The 14,991-nt window shown below is 63.5% G+C and carries 10 protein-coding genes; 7 read left to right on the forward strand and 3 right to left on the reverse strand.

Features of this window, described 5'->3' with window-relative positions; all coding sequences use genetic code 11:
• Positions 1 to 27 precede the first annotated feature (27 nt).
• A complete protein-coding gene (gene nadC, locus J3P91_RS03775) occupies positions 28 to 876 on the reverse strand; it encodes a carboxylating nicotinate-nucleotide diphosphorylase (RefSeq protein ID WP_434602789.1) in 849 nt (282 codons plus the stop codon).
• 267 nt (positions 877 to 1,143) lie between these two features.
• On the opposite strand from nadC, the gene J3P91_RS03780 reads away from it, so the two are divergent.
• From J3P91_RS03780 to J3P91_RS03795, 4 genes are all read left to right on the forward strand, one after another.
• Complete coding sequence (locus J3P91_RS03780) at positions 1,144 to 3,354, forward strand: DUF1631 domain-containing protein (RefSeq protein WP_434602790.1); 2,211 nt, start codon at positions 1,144 to 1,146, stop codon at positions 3,352 to 3,354.
• Between the two features lie 64 nt (positions 3,355 to 3,418).
• Positions 3,419 to 3,979, forward strand: coding sequence for a 1,6-anhydro-N-acetylmuramyl-L-alanine amidase AmpD (ampD, locus tag J3P91_RS03785; protein ID WP_434602791.1), 561 nt, complete (start codon positions 3,419 to 3,421; stop codon positions 3,977 to 3,979).
• Positions 3,976 to 4,812, forward strand: coding sequence for a regulatory signaling modulator protein AmpE (ampE, locus tag J3P91_RS03790; RefSeq protein ID WP_434602792.1), 837 nt, complete (start codon positions 3,976 to 3,978; stop codon positions 4,810 to 4,812). Before ampD ends, ampE begins: the two co-directional genes overlap by 4 nt.
• A 1,621-nt stretch (positions 4,813 to 6,433) precedes the next feature.
• Positions 6,434 to 7,138: a methyl-accepting chemotaxis protein gene (locus J3P91_RS03795; protein ID WP_434604989.1), complete on the forward strand. Its 705-nt coding sequence runs from the start codon at positions 6,434 to 6,436 to the stop codon at positions 7,136 to 7,138.
• A 117-nt stretch (positions 7,139 to 7,255) separates the two neighbouring features.
• On the opposite strand, the gene J3P91_RS03800 is transcribed toward J3P91_RS03795, so the two are convergent.
• A complete protein-coding gene (locus J3P91_RS03800; RefSeq protein WP_434602793.1) occupies positions 7,256 to 8,032 on the reverse strand; it encodes a TatD family hydrolase in 777 nt (258 codons plus the stop codon).
• A 20-nt stretch (positions 8,033 to 8,052) separates the two neighbouring features.
• Positions 8,053 to 9,048, reverse strand: a complete 996-nt coding sequence (cra, locus tag J3P91_RS03805) for a catabolite repressor/activator (RefSeq protein ID WP_434602794.1) — start codon at positions 9,046 to 9,048, stop codon at positions 8,053 to 8,055.
• Between the two features lie 288 nt (positions 9,049 to 9,336).
• Here cra and ptsP point away from each other — a divergent pair, with 288 nt between their 5' ends.
• Genes ptsP through J3P91_RS03820 form a run of 3 tightly spaced genes read left to right on the forward strand, consistent with a single transcriptional unit; the run spans position 9,337 to position 14,898 of the window.
• The gene (ptsP, locus tag J3P91_RS03810) at positions 9,337 to 12,201 is read left to right on the forward strand and encodes a phosphoenolpyruvate--protein phosphotransferase (protein WP_434602795.1); all 2,865 of its coding nucleotides are present in this window, start codon (positions 9,337 to 9,339) and stop codon (positions 12,199 to 12,201) included.
• Positions 12,201 to 13,142 (forward strand): 1-phosphofructokinase, encoded by a 942-nt coding sequence (pfkB, locus tag J3P91_RS03815; protein ID WP_305496880.1) that lies wholly within the window; start codon positions 12,201 to 12,203, stop codon positions 13,140 to 13,142. Before ptsP ends, pfkB begins: the two co-directional genes overlap by 1 nt.
• Positions 13,143 to 13,155: 13 nt before the next feature.
• Positions 13,156 to 14,898 carry a PTS fructose-like transporter subunit IIB gene (locus J3P91_RS03820; protein ID WP_434602796.1) on the forward strand — a complete coding sequence of 581 codons (1,743 nt, stop codon included), beginning with the start codon at positions 13,156 to 13,158 and terminating at the stop codon, positions 14,896 to 14,898.
• Positions 14,899 to 14,991 lie beyond the last annotated feature (93 nt).

Below are 14,991 nucleotides of genomic sequence, written 5' to 3' on the forward strand. Positions count from 1 at the left end.
AGCTTGCAGCTTGGGGCTCGCAGCTGCTTAGAGACTAAGCCGCATCGACAGGTCCACGGCTTTCACGTCCTTGGTCATCGCACCGATGGAGATATAGTCCACTCCGGTCTCGGCGATCGGGCGCAACGTGCTTTCGTTGATGCCGCCGCTGGCTTCCAGTTTCGCCTTGCCGCCGTTCAGGCGCACGGCTTCGCGCATGTCGTCCAGGCTCAGCTCGTCGAGCATGATGATGTCGGCATCGGCCGCCAGCGCTTCTTTCAATTCAGCCAGGCTTTCCACTTCGATTTCCACCGGCTTGCCCGGTGCGATCTTGTGGGCGGCGCTGATGGCCTGGGCAATGCCACCGCAGGCGGCGATATGGTTTTCTTTGATCAGGAAGGCATCGTAAAGGCCGATGCGATGGTTATGGCAGCCGCCGCAGGTCACCGCGTACTTCTGGGCCAGGCGCAGCCCGGGCAGGGTCTTGCGGGTATCCAGCAGCTTGACCTGGGTGTCGGCCACAAAGTCCGCCAAATAGCGGGCCCGGGTGGCAACGCCCGAGAGCATCTGCAGGAAGTTCAGCGCGCTGCGTTCGCCCGTCAGCAGTGAGCGGGCCGGGCCTTCGAGGTGGAACAGGGCCTGGTCGGGGCTTGCCCGGTCGCCGTCGCGCACTTGCCAATGCACCGCGACGCGGGGATCCAGTTGTCTGAACACCGCATCGACCCAGGCCGTGCCGCTGATGGTCGCGGCTTCCCGGGTGATGATGGTGGCCTTGGCCAGGCGTTCGGCGGGGATCAGTTGTGCGGTGATGTCGCCGCTGCCGATGTCTTCGAGCAACGCACGGCGCACGTTGGCTTCGATTTCGGCGGTCAGATCGGCGAGGCGTAGATTCGGCATGACGGGCTCCACAAACAAAGTGGCCGGATTATAGGGCCAGGCTGCAGGCGAACCCAAGGCGCCACTTGCGCGCACCCGAATGAAACCTGCATTTGGTCGCATGGGCGCAACATTTTCCCGATTGTCCTGTCACTTGTTCCGAGTATTTCGAGCTGGTTCACAAGTGTCCACTGGTGCGCCAGGGTTCTTTTACCCGATAATCCGCCTTTCGATTGACGCCATGACTTTGACGTCGCGAACCGAAGAATACCCTTTCAGGAGGCCAGGATGCACAACGACGGGAATGTAGTGCCTTTGCACAAGGCGTCTACCGATCAGGCGAGTCGCTCGCCGCTCGCCCGCCTGCCTGTGATTCTGCTTCAGGTTCGCGACAAGGCTGCGCAGCAATTGCGCCTTGGCTTGCAGGAATTGTTCGATAACGCTGACGATACCTTGTTCGAAATGGCCGATCGGGCGCGGAACGATGTGGAGCAGAACCTCTACTTCGAAGCCATGCGAGACCTGCGGCTGAAACGCAAGAGCATCGAGCGTGAATTCCTCGAGCAGTTTTTCGAGGCGTTCGTCAATCTTGCCCAATACGATCTGACCCAGGCCACCCTCGCGCCCGTATTGGGCGCCATACCGGCCCAGCGAAACCATGATGACCTCGAACGGCGACTGGCGGTGGAAACCATGGTCACCCGGGTGCTCAGTCGCGATGGCCTGTCTCTCGATCAACTCACGGCGCGACTCGGCGCGTTACTGTCGCGGCCCCTGGCGAACCAGCACAACCCCTTGAACCCGGCCCTGCTGTGTGAGAATTTTCTCCAGGCCGGGCGTAACCTGGGCGTAGGCATCAAGGTCAAACTGATCCTGCTCAAGCTCTTCGAGCGGTATGTGCTCAGCGAATGCGACAACCTTTATTCCGAGGCCAATCAGCTATTGGCGGCAACCGGGATCTTGCCGGATCTGAAGGTTTCTCCGTCGCGGCGGGCCTCGGACCGTGTCGAAGAGCCTGCTCGACCCAGCACTGCCGGGCCTGCCAGGCCAAGGGTCGACGATGTCGATGACAGCGTGCACGAAGTCTTCGCCGCTTTGCAGAAGTTGTTGGTCCAGGTGCGCGGCAGTGTCGCGCCGACCCTTGAGCCCAGTGCACCGGCCCAGCCAATCACGACCCGTGACCTTTTGCGCTTGTTGTCTCATTTGCAGCAATACGTGCCGGCCCCCTCGGTTCAGGATGACTTCGACCTGCGCAGCCAGCTTGAACAGCTGTTGACCCGGGTCAGTGTCAAGAGCGGCAAATCCCGCGTGGTCGAAGGCGCGGACGAAGACGTGATCAACCTGATCGCGATGATGTTCGAATTCATCCTTGATGACCGTAACCTGCCGGACTCCCTCAAGGCGTTGATCGGCCGGCTGCAGATCCCGATGCTCAAGGTCGCGGTGCAGGACAAGAGTTTTTTCAGTCGCAATAATCATCCGGCGCGCCGGTTGCTCAATGAAATCGCCGCGGCGGCGATGGGTTGGGGGGATTGCGATGATCATCAGCGCGACAGCCTCTATCTGCGCATCGAGCAGGTGGTGCAGCGCCTGTTGAACGACTTCGTCGACGATCCGGCGATATTTTCCGAAGTGCTGGCCGATTTCCTGGCGTTCACCAGCGACGAGCGCCGCCGTTGTGAATTGCTTGAGCAGCGCATCCGTGACGCCGAAGAGGGAAGGGCAAAGGCCGACCTGGCTCGACAGCGGGTCGAAGGGGCGCTGAACCAGATCATGCTGGGCAAAGTCCTGCCCCAGGCCGTAGTGGATTTTGTGCAGCAGGCCTGGAGCCAGGTGCTGCTGCTGACTGGCTTCAAGCATGGCGAGCATTCAGCCGAATGGCGGGCCGACGTGCTGACCCTGGAACAATTGGTCTGGAGTGTCCAGCATCACGAAGAGGCCGATGCGGGCCTGCGTTTGCTGGCGATGGTGCCGGAGCTGCTCAAGGCCCTGCGCGAGGGGCTGAGTCGCTCGGCGTTCGATCCGTTCGCCACCAGCGAATTTTTCAGCGAGCTGGAACTGCTTCATGTCCAGGCCCTGCAGCGGCTGGGCCAGGCAACGGAGGCTGGCGAGCCGGTGGATCTGCCGGTCATGGTCGAAGTGGCGGAACCCATCGTCCTTCGCACTGCGCCACAGACGCCCCCGCAGGAGCCGACCGTGCGTTTGCCGGCTGATGATGCAGGCCTGCTTCAGGTCGATCAATTGCGCCTGGGATGCTGGGTAGAGTTCCAGGAAGACGAAGACAACAGCCTGCGTTGCAAGCTGGCGGCGATCATCCAGGCCACCGGCAAGTTCGTTTTCGTCAACCGCACCGGCCTCAAGGTCCTGGAGCACAGCCGCACCAGCCTCGCCCTGGAGTTCCGCCGGGGAGCGGCACGTCTGCTGGACGACACCCTGCTGTTCGACCGGGCACTGGAGTCTGTTCTCGGCAACCTGCGCCAGCTCAATCGCGGCAAGTGATCGCGCAGCCGACGTAGATCGCGGCATACTGGCGGCAATCACCGTCGTCATCGAAGGAACCCGTATGCAGCTGGACCCCGTGAGCGGTTGGTGCGATGGCATGCGTCATTGCCCTTCGCCTAATTTCAATGCGCGCCCCGAAGGCGAGATCTCCCTGCTGGTGATCCACAACATCAGCCTGCCGCCGGCACAGTTCGCGACCGGCAAGGTGCAGGAATTTTTCCAGAATCGTCTGGATGTCACGGAACATCCCTACTTTGCCGGTATTGCCGACCTGCGCGTTTCTGCGCATTTTCTGATCGAACGTGACGGCGCGGTGACGCAGTTTGTCTCTTGTCTGGAGCGTGCGTGGCACGCGGGGGTTTCGTGCTTCGAAGGGCGGGAGACGTGTAACGATTTTTCCATAGGCATCGAGCTTGAAGGCACCGATGATCTGCCGTTCACCGACGCGCAATATGTGGCCCTGGTGGACCTGACCCGGCAGTTGCGCGCGGCGTTTACGGCGATCACGGTGCAGCGCATCTGTGGGCACAGCGACATTGCCCCGGGGCGCAAGACCGATCCGGGACCGGCATTCGACTGGGCGCGCTATCGCGCGGCCCTGACAGAAGGGGAAGGACAATGAGTTTTCTGGTGTTGCTGCTGGCAGTCTGGATCGAGAAATTCTCGGCCCTGCGCCAGCGGGTCCAGCGTGACGGCGGTTGGCTGCGCGAGCTGAACAAGCTCGAAGCGAGCCCACGCTGGGTCAATCGGCCGTGGCTGGTGCTGATGGTGATGGTGCTGTTGCCGGTGGCGCTGCTGGCATTGCTGTTATGGGTGCTGGAGCCGGTGGCCTATGGTCTGCTGGCACTGCCGGTGCACCTGTTGGTGGTGATCTACAGCCTGGGGCGCGGCGATCTGTTGGCTGAACTCGGGCCGTTTCGCGACGCTTGGCGCCGTGAAGATCTGCAGGCAGCGAATCATGTGGCCAAGCGCGACCTGAACATCGATGCCGATGGCGGCGAGCAGTTGCTGGAGCGGGTCCAGGGGCACTTGCTGTGGCAGGCGTACCAGAGTTTTTTTGCGGTCATCTTCTGGTATTTCCTGCTGGGCCCGGTGGCTGCCCTGAGCTATCGATTGCTCGCCCTTGCCGCCGAACACAGCCACAACCCCGGCGTGGCCGAGCGTGCGGCGCAGCTGCGCCACGCGTTCGATTGGGTACCGGTGCGGTTGTTGGCGGCGAGCTTCGCCCTGGTGGGCAACTTCGTGGCGGTCAGCCGGGTGATGCTGCACGAACTGCTGAACTGGAACATCAGCGCGGCCGACCTGATCAACAAGGTCGGCCTGGTGGCCGGCGAGATCCCGACCCCCGTCGCCGGGCCGGACGGCATCAACAGCCTGGATCGGCTGTGGGAACTGCTGTTGCGCGCGGCGGTACTCTGGTATGCCGGGTTTGCGTTGTGGACGGTGTTGGCCTGATAGAACGGATCTTTGTGGCCAACAGCTTTTGTGGCGAGGGAGCTTGCTCCCGCTCGGCTGCGCAGCAGCCGCAAACCCGGCTAAAGAGATCTACTTGGAAAAAACCCAGGGGCCTGCTTTGCAGGCCAGCGGGAGCAAGCTCCCTCGCCACGGTGGTTTGCGGTCATTCCTCTCGTTAACCTTAAGTTACAAATCTCCCCGCCGATTTAGGCTATACAGAAGCAGCGTCCGCATAGTGGCCTTCTGCTGCCTGCCCGCGCGCCTATAAAAATAAAAATTATCGGGAGACTTCCTTGTGAAGAGTTTGCTCTGGCCCGCCGTCGCCCTGATGAACCGCCTGAGCTTCGGCATGAAGTTCAGCCTGATCAGCGTGTTGTTCCTGCTGCCGATGCTGGTGACCAACTTCTTTCTGGTACGTGATTCCTACCGGGAGTTTCAGGGCACCCAAGTCGAGTTGCAAAGCCTCGACTTGCTGGGCAGCAGCCTGACTCTGCGCCGCGACCTGGAGACCTTGAACAACCTGGTGCAGATCAATGCCAGCCTGGGCCAGTCCGGCAAGGCGGGCGACGTGGAAAGCCGGATCAGCACCCTGGAGCAACAGATTCTCGCGCGCCTCCAGGGCATGCAGGCGATGGCCGCAGAGCCCGAGCACGTCAGCGCCTTCGATGCCAAGCGCGACGAAATGATTGCCGCCTTCAAGGCCCAGCAGGCCGAAAGCTCACTGCAAAGCAAAAGCGCGTTGATCGGCAGGTTGCTCAACAATGCGCAGATATTTGGCCAGGTCATTGCCAGCCAGGCGGGCCTGAGCCGCGACAACCAGGGCGACATCCGCCAACTCAGCGAGCTGATGGTCGGCGTGACCCCCAAGGTCACCCAGATCCTGGGCGAAGGGCGTGCGCTGGGGGCTTCGTCGTTGGGCTTGGGGTTCCTCAATTCTGCTTCAAGCACCCGGTTTGACGAGTTGCTGGTACAGGTCGAAAAACTCCAGGGCGAATATGATCTGAAATTGCAGGACGCCCTTGGCTCCAGCAAGGCGGCCGGGCAGGCGCTTGCCGAGCAGGCTGGCGCCAGCAAGAATTCCCTCAAACAGGCCGCCGAACTGATCGAGGAACAGGTGGTGATGGCTGATACGCTCGACGCCCCCTGGTCGGCGTTTTACCAGCAGGTCAGCGGCCTGATGGAACAGACCTATCGGCTGAACGAAGTGACACTGGGTTTTCTCGGTGTCCAGTTGCAGCACCGCCTGGAGCAGAACCGCAGCCACATGGTGCTGCAAGCGGCGGCACTGGCGGTGGTGTTCCTGTTGATTTTTTACCTGTACGCCGGTTTTTATGCCTCGACTCGCACCACGCTCAAGCATTTGGGCGCAATGATGGACAAGGTTGCGGCCGGCGACATGACGGTCAATTTCGTGGCGCGCAGCAAGGATGAGTTGGGGGAGCTGGGTGAAGTGTTCAACGGCACCGTGGCGAAAATCCATGACCTGATCGAGCAGGTCGGTCGCACGGTTGCCGAGGTCGAGCGCCAGGCCGGTCAGGTGCAAGCCGTGTCTGCCCAGAGCAACCAGGCCGTGGCCGGGCAGCGCAGCCAGATCGAGCTGGTCGCCACGGCGATGAACCAGATGTCGGCCACCGCCCAGGAAGTCGCCAGCAGTGCCGCCGCGGCGGTCAGCAGCGCCCATAGCGTGAATGATGAAACCCTTAGCGGACGCGGCCTGGTTGAGTCACAGCAAAGCAGCATCGCCCGGCTGGCCAGTGAAATCGATCAGTCGGTGCAAGTGATCAATCAACTGGCCACCGACAGCCAGGCCATCAGCCGTGTACTGGATGTGATCAAGAGCATTGCCGAGCAGACCAACCTGCTGGCGCTCAATGCCGCGATCGAAGCGGCCAGGGCCGGCGAGCAGGGGCGTGGGTTCGCGGTGGTGGCCGATGAGGTCCGGACCCTCGCCAAGCGAACCCAGAAATCGACCGAGGAAATCGAAGCGATGATCAGCCGGCTGCACAGCGGCGTGGGCGCCGCCGTCAAGGCCATGGGCAGCAGTCATGAGATGGCCAGCGGCACCGTCGGCCAATCGGAAAGGGTTCAGCAGGCCCTGGAAAATATCCTCGGCGCCGTTGGCATGATCGTCGACCAGAACCAGCAGATCGCCGCTGCCGCAGAGCAACAGACGGCGGTAGCCCATGACATCGACCAGAACATCGTCGAGATCAACCGCGCCGGCGAGCGCACCGCCGAGGGCGCGCACCAGACCGAAGACGCCAGCCGCGAGCTGTCCGCGCAGGTGGTGCAGCTCAAGCAGTTGATCAATGCGTTTCGGGTTTGATTCCTGTGTCCACACAGTTCCAATGTGGGAGCGAGCCTGCTCGCGAAAGCGGCATATCACTCGCAGACAGGGTGTCTGGTACACCGCATTCGCGAGCAGGCTCGCTCCCACAGGTTGTCACCAATTGAACAGTTGGCGGGCGTTGGCCGTGCTGGCCTCGGCCAATCGCTCCGGGCTGATCCCGATGATCTGCGCCAATGCCGCGCAAATCGCCGGCAAATGCGCCGGGCTGTTGCGCTGGCCGGGGAACATCGCCGGGGCCATGTCCGGTGAATCGGTCTCCAGCACCACCGCGTCCAGCGGCAGTTTTGGCAGCACCCGGTGCATGCGCAAAGCCTGCGGCCATGTCGCGGCGCCGCCGAGGCCGAGCTTGTAACCGAGCCTGAGGTATTCGCGGGCCTCTTCGAAGCTGCCGGCGAAGGCGTGGATGATGCCGGTGCGGGCGGGGCGGATACGCTTCAGGGTTGCGATCACCGCAGCGTGGCTGCGGCGCACATGGATCAGTGCCGGCAGTTCGAACTCCACGGCCAGGCCCAGTTGTGCCTCGAACAATGCCTGCTGGCGATCACGGTCCAGCGTCTCGATGTAATAGTCCAGGCCGATTTCCCCCACCGCACACAACTGCCGATGCCCGGCCAGGCGGGCCAGCCAGTCACGTAAGTGCTCAAGATCTTCGCCACGATGCTGGTCGAGGTACACCGGGTGCAGGCCCAGCGCGGCATGCAGGTCGGGGTCGCTTTGCACGAGGTCCCAGACCCGTTGCCAGTTGTCCCGAGATACCCCCAGCAAGACCATTTGCCGAACGCCCAGGGCGCGGCTTTCGGCCAGCAGCGCCGAGCGATCCGCGTCGAAATCCGGGAAGTCCAGGTGGGTGTGGGTGTCGATCAGCTCCATGGTTCGATCCGGGAAAATCCTCAGCCTTGGTGGATACGCTGTTTGAACGTGCGGGCAATCGCCTGGACACCAGGCTGGTAGTCATCGTTCTCGATGGCTGCCAGCGCCAGTTCCAGCGCCTTGGCGGCGATCAGTTGATGCTGTTGGGACATGGCATTGACCGGCAGCGGCAGGAAATCCAGCAGTTGCGTGTCACCAAACGTGCCCAGGCGCAGCGGCCGCGACTTGAGCGGAAAATCATGCAGGGCGTCGAACACGCCTTGCAGCAGTACATAGGACGTGGTGATCAGCGCATCGGGCAAATGCCCCAGGCGCGCGAGCATCTCGTCCATCAGTTGGCGACCGCATTCACGGCTGAACGACTCGCCGTGTTCGATCAACACCTGGCCGTCGAACCCGGCCAGCGCCTCGCGAAACCCAGCGGTCCGCTCCTGGCTGATGCTCAGTTCGGGACGGGCACTGATCAGCGCGATCTGCCGCGGGTGGGTGTCCAGCAGGCTGCGGGTCAGTTGCAGGCTGGCCTGGCGGTCATCGCTGATCACCGAGCAGAAGTGCGCCGGTTCCATCACCCGGTCGATGGCAATTATCGGAATACCCTTGGCCTGGAGCTGACGGTAACTGTCATCCTCGGCCGGCAGGCAACTGGCGACGATCAGCGCATCGCAGCGCCGGGCGCGGAACAGTTGCAGCAATTGCCGCTCGCTGTCAGGCGCGTCGTCAGAACTGGCTATCAACAGTTGATAGCCCCGGGCGCGAGCGCCTTGCTCCAGAAGCTTGGCAATACGGGCATAGCTGGGGTTTTCCAGGTCCGGCAGGATGAAACCCAACGTCCGCGTGTGCCGGCTGCGCAGCCCGGCGGCCTGGGGGTTAGGCGTGAAGCCATGTTCTTCGACCACCGCCCGCACCCGTTCGACGGTCGCGTTGCTGATGCGTTGCTGTTCGGCCTTGCCGTTGATGACGTAGCTGGCGGTGGTGACGGACACACCGGCAAGCTGGGCGATATCACTGAGTTTCAACCCGGTTTTCCTTGTTTTTTCGAGTGTGCCGCGACATTGAAGGCCCATCCTACCCGATTCGGCACGATGGTCACCCCCGAGGCGCTTTCGACAAGTTGCACTTCAAGGATGAGAGATTATCGAGTAACGTGCCAATCTTTCTAGATTAAACGTTTCAGCAAGCGTATTTTCAGGCTCTCGGGATTTTCTGGCCGCACTGCCGCGATACCGCCGGAAGCTGTCCCACACGCTAAGCTGATTCATTCAAAACAATACCTGGCGCCCACCGGACGCCAAAAAGGAGAAAGCATGCTCGAGCTCACTCTAGAGCAGATATCCATGGCCCAGGTGGCTGTGGATAAAGACGCCGCGCTGCAATTGCTCGCCGACAAACTGGTGGCCGATGGCCTGGTCGCCGAAGGTTACCTCGCCGGTTTACAGGCCCGCGAGGCCCAGGGCTCGACATTTCTTGGCCAAGGTATTGCCATTCCCCACGGTACCCCGCAGACCCGCGACCTGGTGTATGCCACCGGCGTGCGCTTGCTGCAATTCCCGGACGGCGTGGATTGGGGCGATGGCCAGATCGTCTACCTGGCGATTGGCATCGCGGCCAAATCCGACGAGCACCTGCGCCTGTTGCAACTGCTGACCCGCGCCCTCGGCGAGACGGACCTGGGTCAGGCCCTGCGCCGCGCCGGGTCTGCCGAGGCGCTGTTGAAACTGCTGCAAGGCGCGCCGCAGGAACTGGCGCTGGATGCGCAGATGATCGGCCTCGGCGTGTCGGCCGACGATTTCGAAGAACTGGTGTGGCGCGGCGCTCGTCTGTTGCGCCAGGCCGACTGCGTGAGCAACGGCTTCGCCGGTGTGTTGCAGCAGGTCGAGGCGCTGCCGTTGGGCGACGGCCTGTGGTGGCTGCACAGTGAACAGACCGTCAAGCGCCCTGGCCTGGCTTTCGTCACGCCGGACAAGCCCATCCGTTACCTCGGCCAGCCCCTGAGCGGACTGTTCTGCCTGGCGAGCCTCGGCGAGGCCCATCAGGCCTTGCTGGAAAGACTCTGCGCGCTGCTGATCGAAGGTCGCGGCCACGAACTGGGCCGCGCCACCAGCAGTCGCAAGGTCCTCGAAGTGCTGGGCGGCGAGCTGCCCGCCGACTGGCCCAGCGCCCGTATCGGCCTGGCCAATGCCCACGGCCTGCATGCACGTCCGGCGAAAATCCTCGCGCAATTGGCGAAAAACTTCGACGGCGAAATCCGCGTGCGCATCGTCGACGGCCAGGACAGCGCCGTGTCGGCCAAGAGCCTGAGCAAACTGTTGAGCCTGGGTGCCCGTCGCGGCCAGGTCCTGGAGTTCATCGCCGAGCCGAGCATTGCCGCCGATGCGCTGCCGGCCTTGCTGGCCGCCGTCGAAGAGGGGCTCGGCGAAGAGGTCGAACCGCTGCCGCCACCGAGCGCGCCACGGGAAACCACCATCGCCGAAGTCGCCAGCGTGATGCTGGCGCCCGAGTCCGGCAGCCTGCTCCAGGCGGTCGCCGCCGCACCGGGCATCGCCATCGGCCCGGCGCATGTTCAAGTGCTGCAAGACATCGACTATCCGTTGCGCGGCGAGTCACCGGCCATCGAGCGCGAGCGCCTGCAAAAGGCGTTGAGCCAGGTGCGCCGCGACATCGAAGGCTTGATCGAGCGCGCGAAGGCCAAGGCCATCCGCGAAATTTTCATCACTCATCAGGAAATGCTCGACGACCCGGAGCTGACCGACGAGGTCGACACCCGCTTGAAGCTGGGCGAGAGCGCGCAAGCGGCGTGGATGGGCGTGATCGAAGCCGCCGCGAAAGAACAGGAAGCCCTGCAGGATGCCTTGCTTGCCGAACGTGCCGCCGACTTGCGGGACGTCGGCCGGCGGGTGCTGGCGCAGCTGTGTGGCGTGGAAACGCCGGCTGAGCCGGATCAACCGTACATTCTGGTAATGGACGAAGTCGGCCCCTCCGACGTGGCCCGCCTGGATCCGGCTCGGGTGGCGGGGATCCTGACCGCCCGGGGCGGCGCCACCGCCCACAGCGCGATTGTTGCCCGTGCCCTGGGCATTCCCGCCCTGGTCGGTGCCGGGGCAGCGGTGTTGCTGCTGGCGCCGGGCACCTCCTTGCTGCTGGACGGCCAGCGCGGTCGGCTGCATGTCGACCCGGACGCTGCCACATTGCAACGCGCCGCCGAAGAGCGCGACACCCGCGAGCAGCGCCTCAAGGCCGCCGCCGAGCAGCGTCACCAACCGGCGCTGACCCGCGACGGTCACGCCGTGGAAGTGTTCGCCAACATCGGCGAAAGCGCCGGCGTCACCAGCGCGGTGGAGCAGGGCGCGGAGGGCATCGGCCTGCTGCGCACCGAATTGATTTTCATGGCTCACAACGAGGCCCCGGACGAAGCGACCCAGGAAGCCGAATACCGCAAGGTGCTCGATGGCCTGGCCGGTCGGCCGCTGGTGGTGCGCACCCTTGATGTGGGCGGCGACAAACCGCTGCCGTACTGGCCGATCGCGAAGGAAGAAAACCCCTTCCTCGGGGTGCGCGGCATCCGCCTGACCTTGCAGCGTCCGCAGGTGATGGAAGCGCAGTTGCGCGCCTTGTTGCGCTCGGCGGACAACCGTCCGCTGCGGATCATGTTCCCCATGGTTGGCAGCGTCGACGAGTGGCGCCAGGCCCGCGACATGACCGAGCGCCTGCGCCGGGAAATCCCGGTGGCGGACCTGCAACTGGGAATCATGATCGAAGTGCCGTCCGCCGCTTTGCTCGCGCCGGTGCTCGCCAAGGAGGTCGACTTCTTCAGCGTCGGCACCAATGACCTGACCCAATACACCCTGGCGATCGACCGGGGCCACCCGACCCTGTCGGCCCAGGCCGACGGCCTGCATCCAGCGGTATTGCAGCTGATCGATATCACCGTGCGCGCGGCCCATGCCCATGGCAAATGGGTCGGCGTGTGCGGCGAGCTGGCGGCTGATCCGCTGGCGGTGCCGGTGCTGGTGGGCCTGGGTGTCGACGAACTGAGCGTTTCGGCCCGCAGCATCGCCGAGGTCAAGGCGCGGGTTCGCGAATTGAGCCTGGCGCAAGTACAAACCCTGGCCCAAGAGGCCTTGGCCGTGGGCAGCGCCGACGACGTGCGCGCATTAGTGGAGGCGCTGTAATGGCGAAGATTCTTACCCTGACCCTCAACCCGGCGCTCGACCTCACGGTGGAGTTGGCGCGCCTGGAACCGGGCCAGGTCAACCGCAGCGATGCCATGCACGCCCACGCCGCCGGTAAAGGCGTGAACGTGGCCCAGGTGTTGGCCGATCTCGGCCATACGCTGACGGTCAGTGGATTTCTGGGCGAGGACAACGCCCAGGTGTTCGAGACGCTGTTCGCTCAGCGTGGCTTCGTCGACGCGTTCATCCGCGTGCCCGGCGAAACCCGCAGCAACATCAAGCTGGCCGAGCAGGACGGCCGCATCACCGATCTCAACGGCCCGGGCCCAATGGTCGACGAAGCCGCGCAGCAGGCGTTGCTGGCGCGCCTTGAGCAAATCGCCCCCGGCCATGATGTAGTGGTCGTGGCGGGCAGCTTGCCCCGTGGCGTCAGTGCGCAGTGGCTGCAGGCGCTGATCACGCGCCTGAAACAACTTGGCCTGAACGTGGCCCTCGACACCAGCGGCGAAGCCTTGCGCGTCGCCCTGGCGGCGGGGCCGTGGCTGATCAAGCCGAACACCGAGGAGCTGGCCGATGCGCTGGGCTGCGCCGTGGTCAGCGAGCTGGCCCAGGCGCAAGCGGCGCAGCGCCTGCATGCCGAGGGTATCGAGCACGTGGTGATTTCCCATGGCGCCGACGGCGTGAACTGGTTCAGCGTCGGTTCGGCGCTGCATGCTTCGCCGCCCAAGGTGACGGTCGCCAGTACCGTGGGCGCCGGTGATTCGCTGCTGGCCGGCATGCTGCACGGCTTGCTCGGTGCGCACACGCCGGAGCAGACCCTGCGCAGCGCCACGGCCATCGCCGCCATGGCGGTCACGCAGATCGGTTTTGGCATCCACGACACCGCGTTGCTGGCGTCGCTTGAACAGGGCGTGCGCGTGCGCCCCCTGACAGAACAATAAGAGGGTTCGCAAGATGAAATTAGCCATTGTGACGGCCTGCCCGAACGGCATGGTCACCAGTGTGTTGTGCGCCCGTCTGCTGGACGCGGCGGCCCAGCGCCAGGGCTGGAGCACCAGCGTTGAAGTGCATGACCCGGCGCACCCCGAGCGCCAGTTGTCGGCCGCCACGCTTGAGGCGGCCGAGTGGGTGCTGCTGGTTACCAGCGGCCCGGTGGACCTGTCGCGATTTGTCGGCAGGCGGGTATTTCGCAGCACCCCGGCCCAGGCCCTTCAAGACGTTGATACGGTGCTGCGGCGTGGCGCCGAGGAAGCCGTGGTGCTGGCCGAGGCCGACATGCTCGCCGAAGCACCACAGGCCTCCACCGAACGCGCCCCGCGCCTGGTGGCCATCACTGCGTGCCCGACCGGCGTTGCCCACACCTTCATGGCCGCCGAAGCCTTGCAGCAGGCAGCGGCGCGCTTGGGCTACGACTTGCAGATCGAAACCCAGGGCTCGGTGGGCGCGCGTAATCCGCTAAGTCCCGAGGCGATTGCCGAGGCCGACGTGGTGCTGCTGGCGACCGACATTGAAGTCGCCACCGAGCGTTTCGCCGGCAAGAAAATCTACCGCTGCGGCACCGGCATCGCGTTGAAGCAGGCCGAAGCCACGCTGAACAAGGCCTTGGCCGAAGGTCGGCAGGAAAGCGTCGCCAGCGAGGCTTCCGGCGGTCCGGCGAAGGCGGAAAAAAGCGGCGTCTACAAACACTTGCTGACCGGTGTTTCGTTCATGCTGCCGATGGTGGTGGCGGGTGGTTTGTTGATTGCCCTGTCGTTTGCCTTTGGGATCAAAGCATTCGAGGTGCAAGGCTCACTCGCTGCCGCGCTGAAAACTGTCGGTGACCACGCTTTCCAATTGATGGTGCCGTTACTCGCGGGATACATCGCTTACTCCATCTCCGACCGTCCAGGCCTGGCTCCCGGCATGATCGGTGGCCTGTTGGCGAGCTCTTTGGGAGCGGGTTTCATCGGTGGGATCGTGGCGGGTTTCCTGGCGGGCTACTGCGTAAAAGCGATCAGTTGGCTTGTACGTTTACCCCAGAGCCTTGAAGCATTGAAGCCGATTCTGATCATTCCCTTGTTGGCCAGCCTGGTGACGGGGCTGGTGATGATCTATGTGGTAGGACCGCCTGTAGCTCAATTGCTCAATGGATTGACCGACTTCCTGAGCAACATGGGCACAGCCAATGCAGTTATGTTGGGGGTTCTGCTCGGCGGGATGATGTGTGTAGATCTGGGCGGGCCGATCAACAAGGCGGCCTATTCCTTTTCGGTCGGGCTCCTGGCCTCGCAGAGCGGCGCACCGATTGCGGCGGCCATGGCCGCGGGGATGGTGCCTCCGATTGGGTTGGGTATTGCGACCTTCCTGGCTCGCAGTAAATTTGCACAGGTCGAGCGAGAGGCGGGCAAAGCGGCCATGATCCTCGGCATGTGTTTCATCTCCGAAGGTGCGATTCCGTTCGCCGCCAAGGACCCATTGCGAGTAATTCCCTCGAGTATCGTCGGGGGAGCGCTTGCCGGCGCACTGTCGATGTATTTCGGCTGCAAACTCGCCGCTCCCCACGGAGGCCTGTTCGTGTTGTTGATCCCCAACGCCATCAATCATGCGTTGCTGTACCTGCTGGCAATCGTCGCGGGCAGCCTGCTGACGGCGGTGACCTATGCGCTGCTCAAGCGGCCTGAGGCGGTGGAGATGGCGCTGGAGCCGGCGAAGGCCTGACCCAACCCTGTTGTTTCCTGTGGGAGCGAGCTTGCTCGCGATAGCGGTGTATCAGTCGACATTTTAGTTGCCTGACACCCTGCCATCGCGAGC

It is taken from the genome of Pseudomonas sp. Z4-7 (genome assembly GCF_051131965.1).
In the GTDB taxonomy this organism is placed as follows: Bacteria; Pseudomonadota; Gammaproteobacteria; order Pseudomonadales; family Pseudomonadaceae; genus Aquipseudomonas.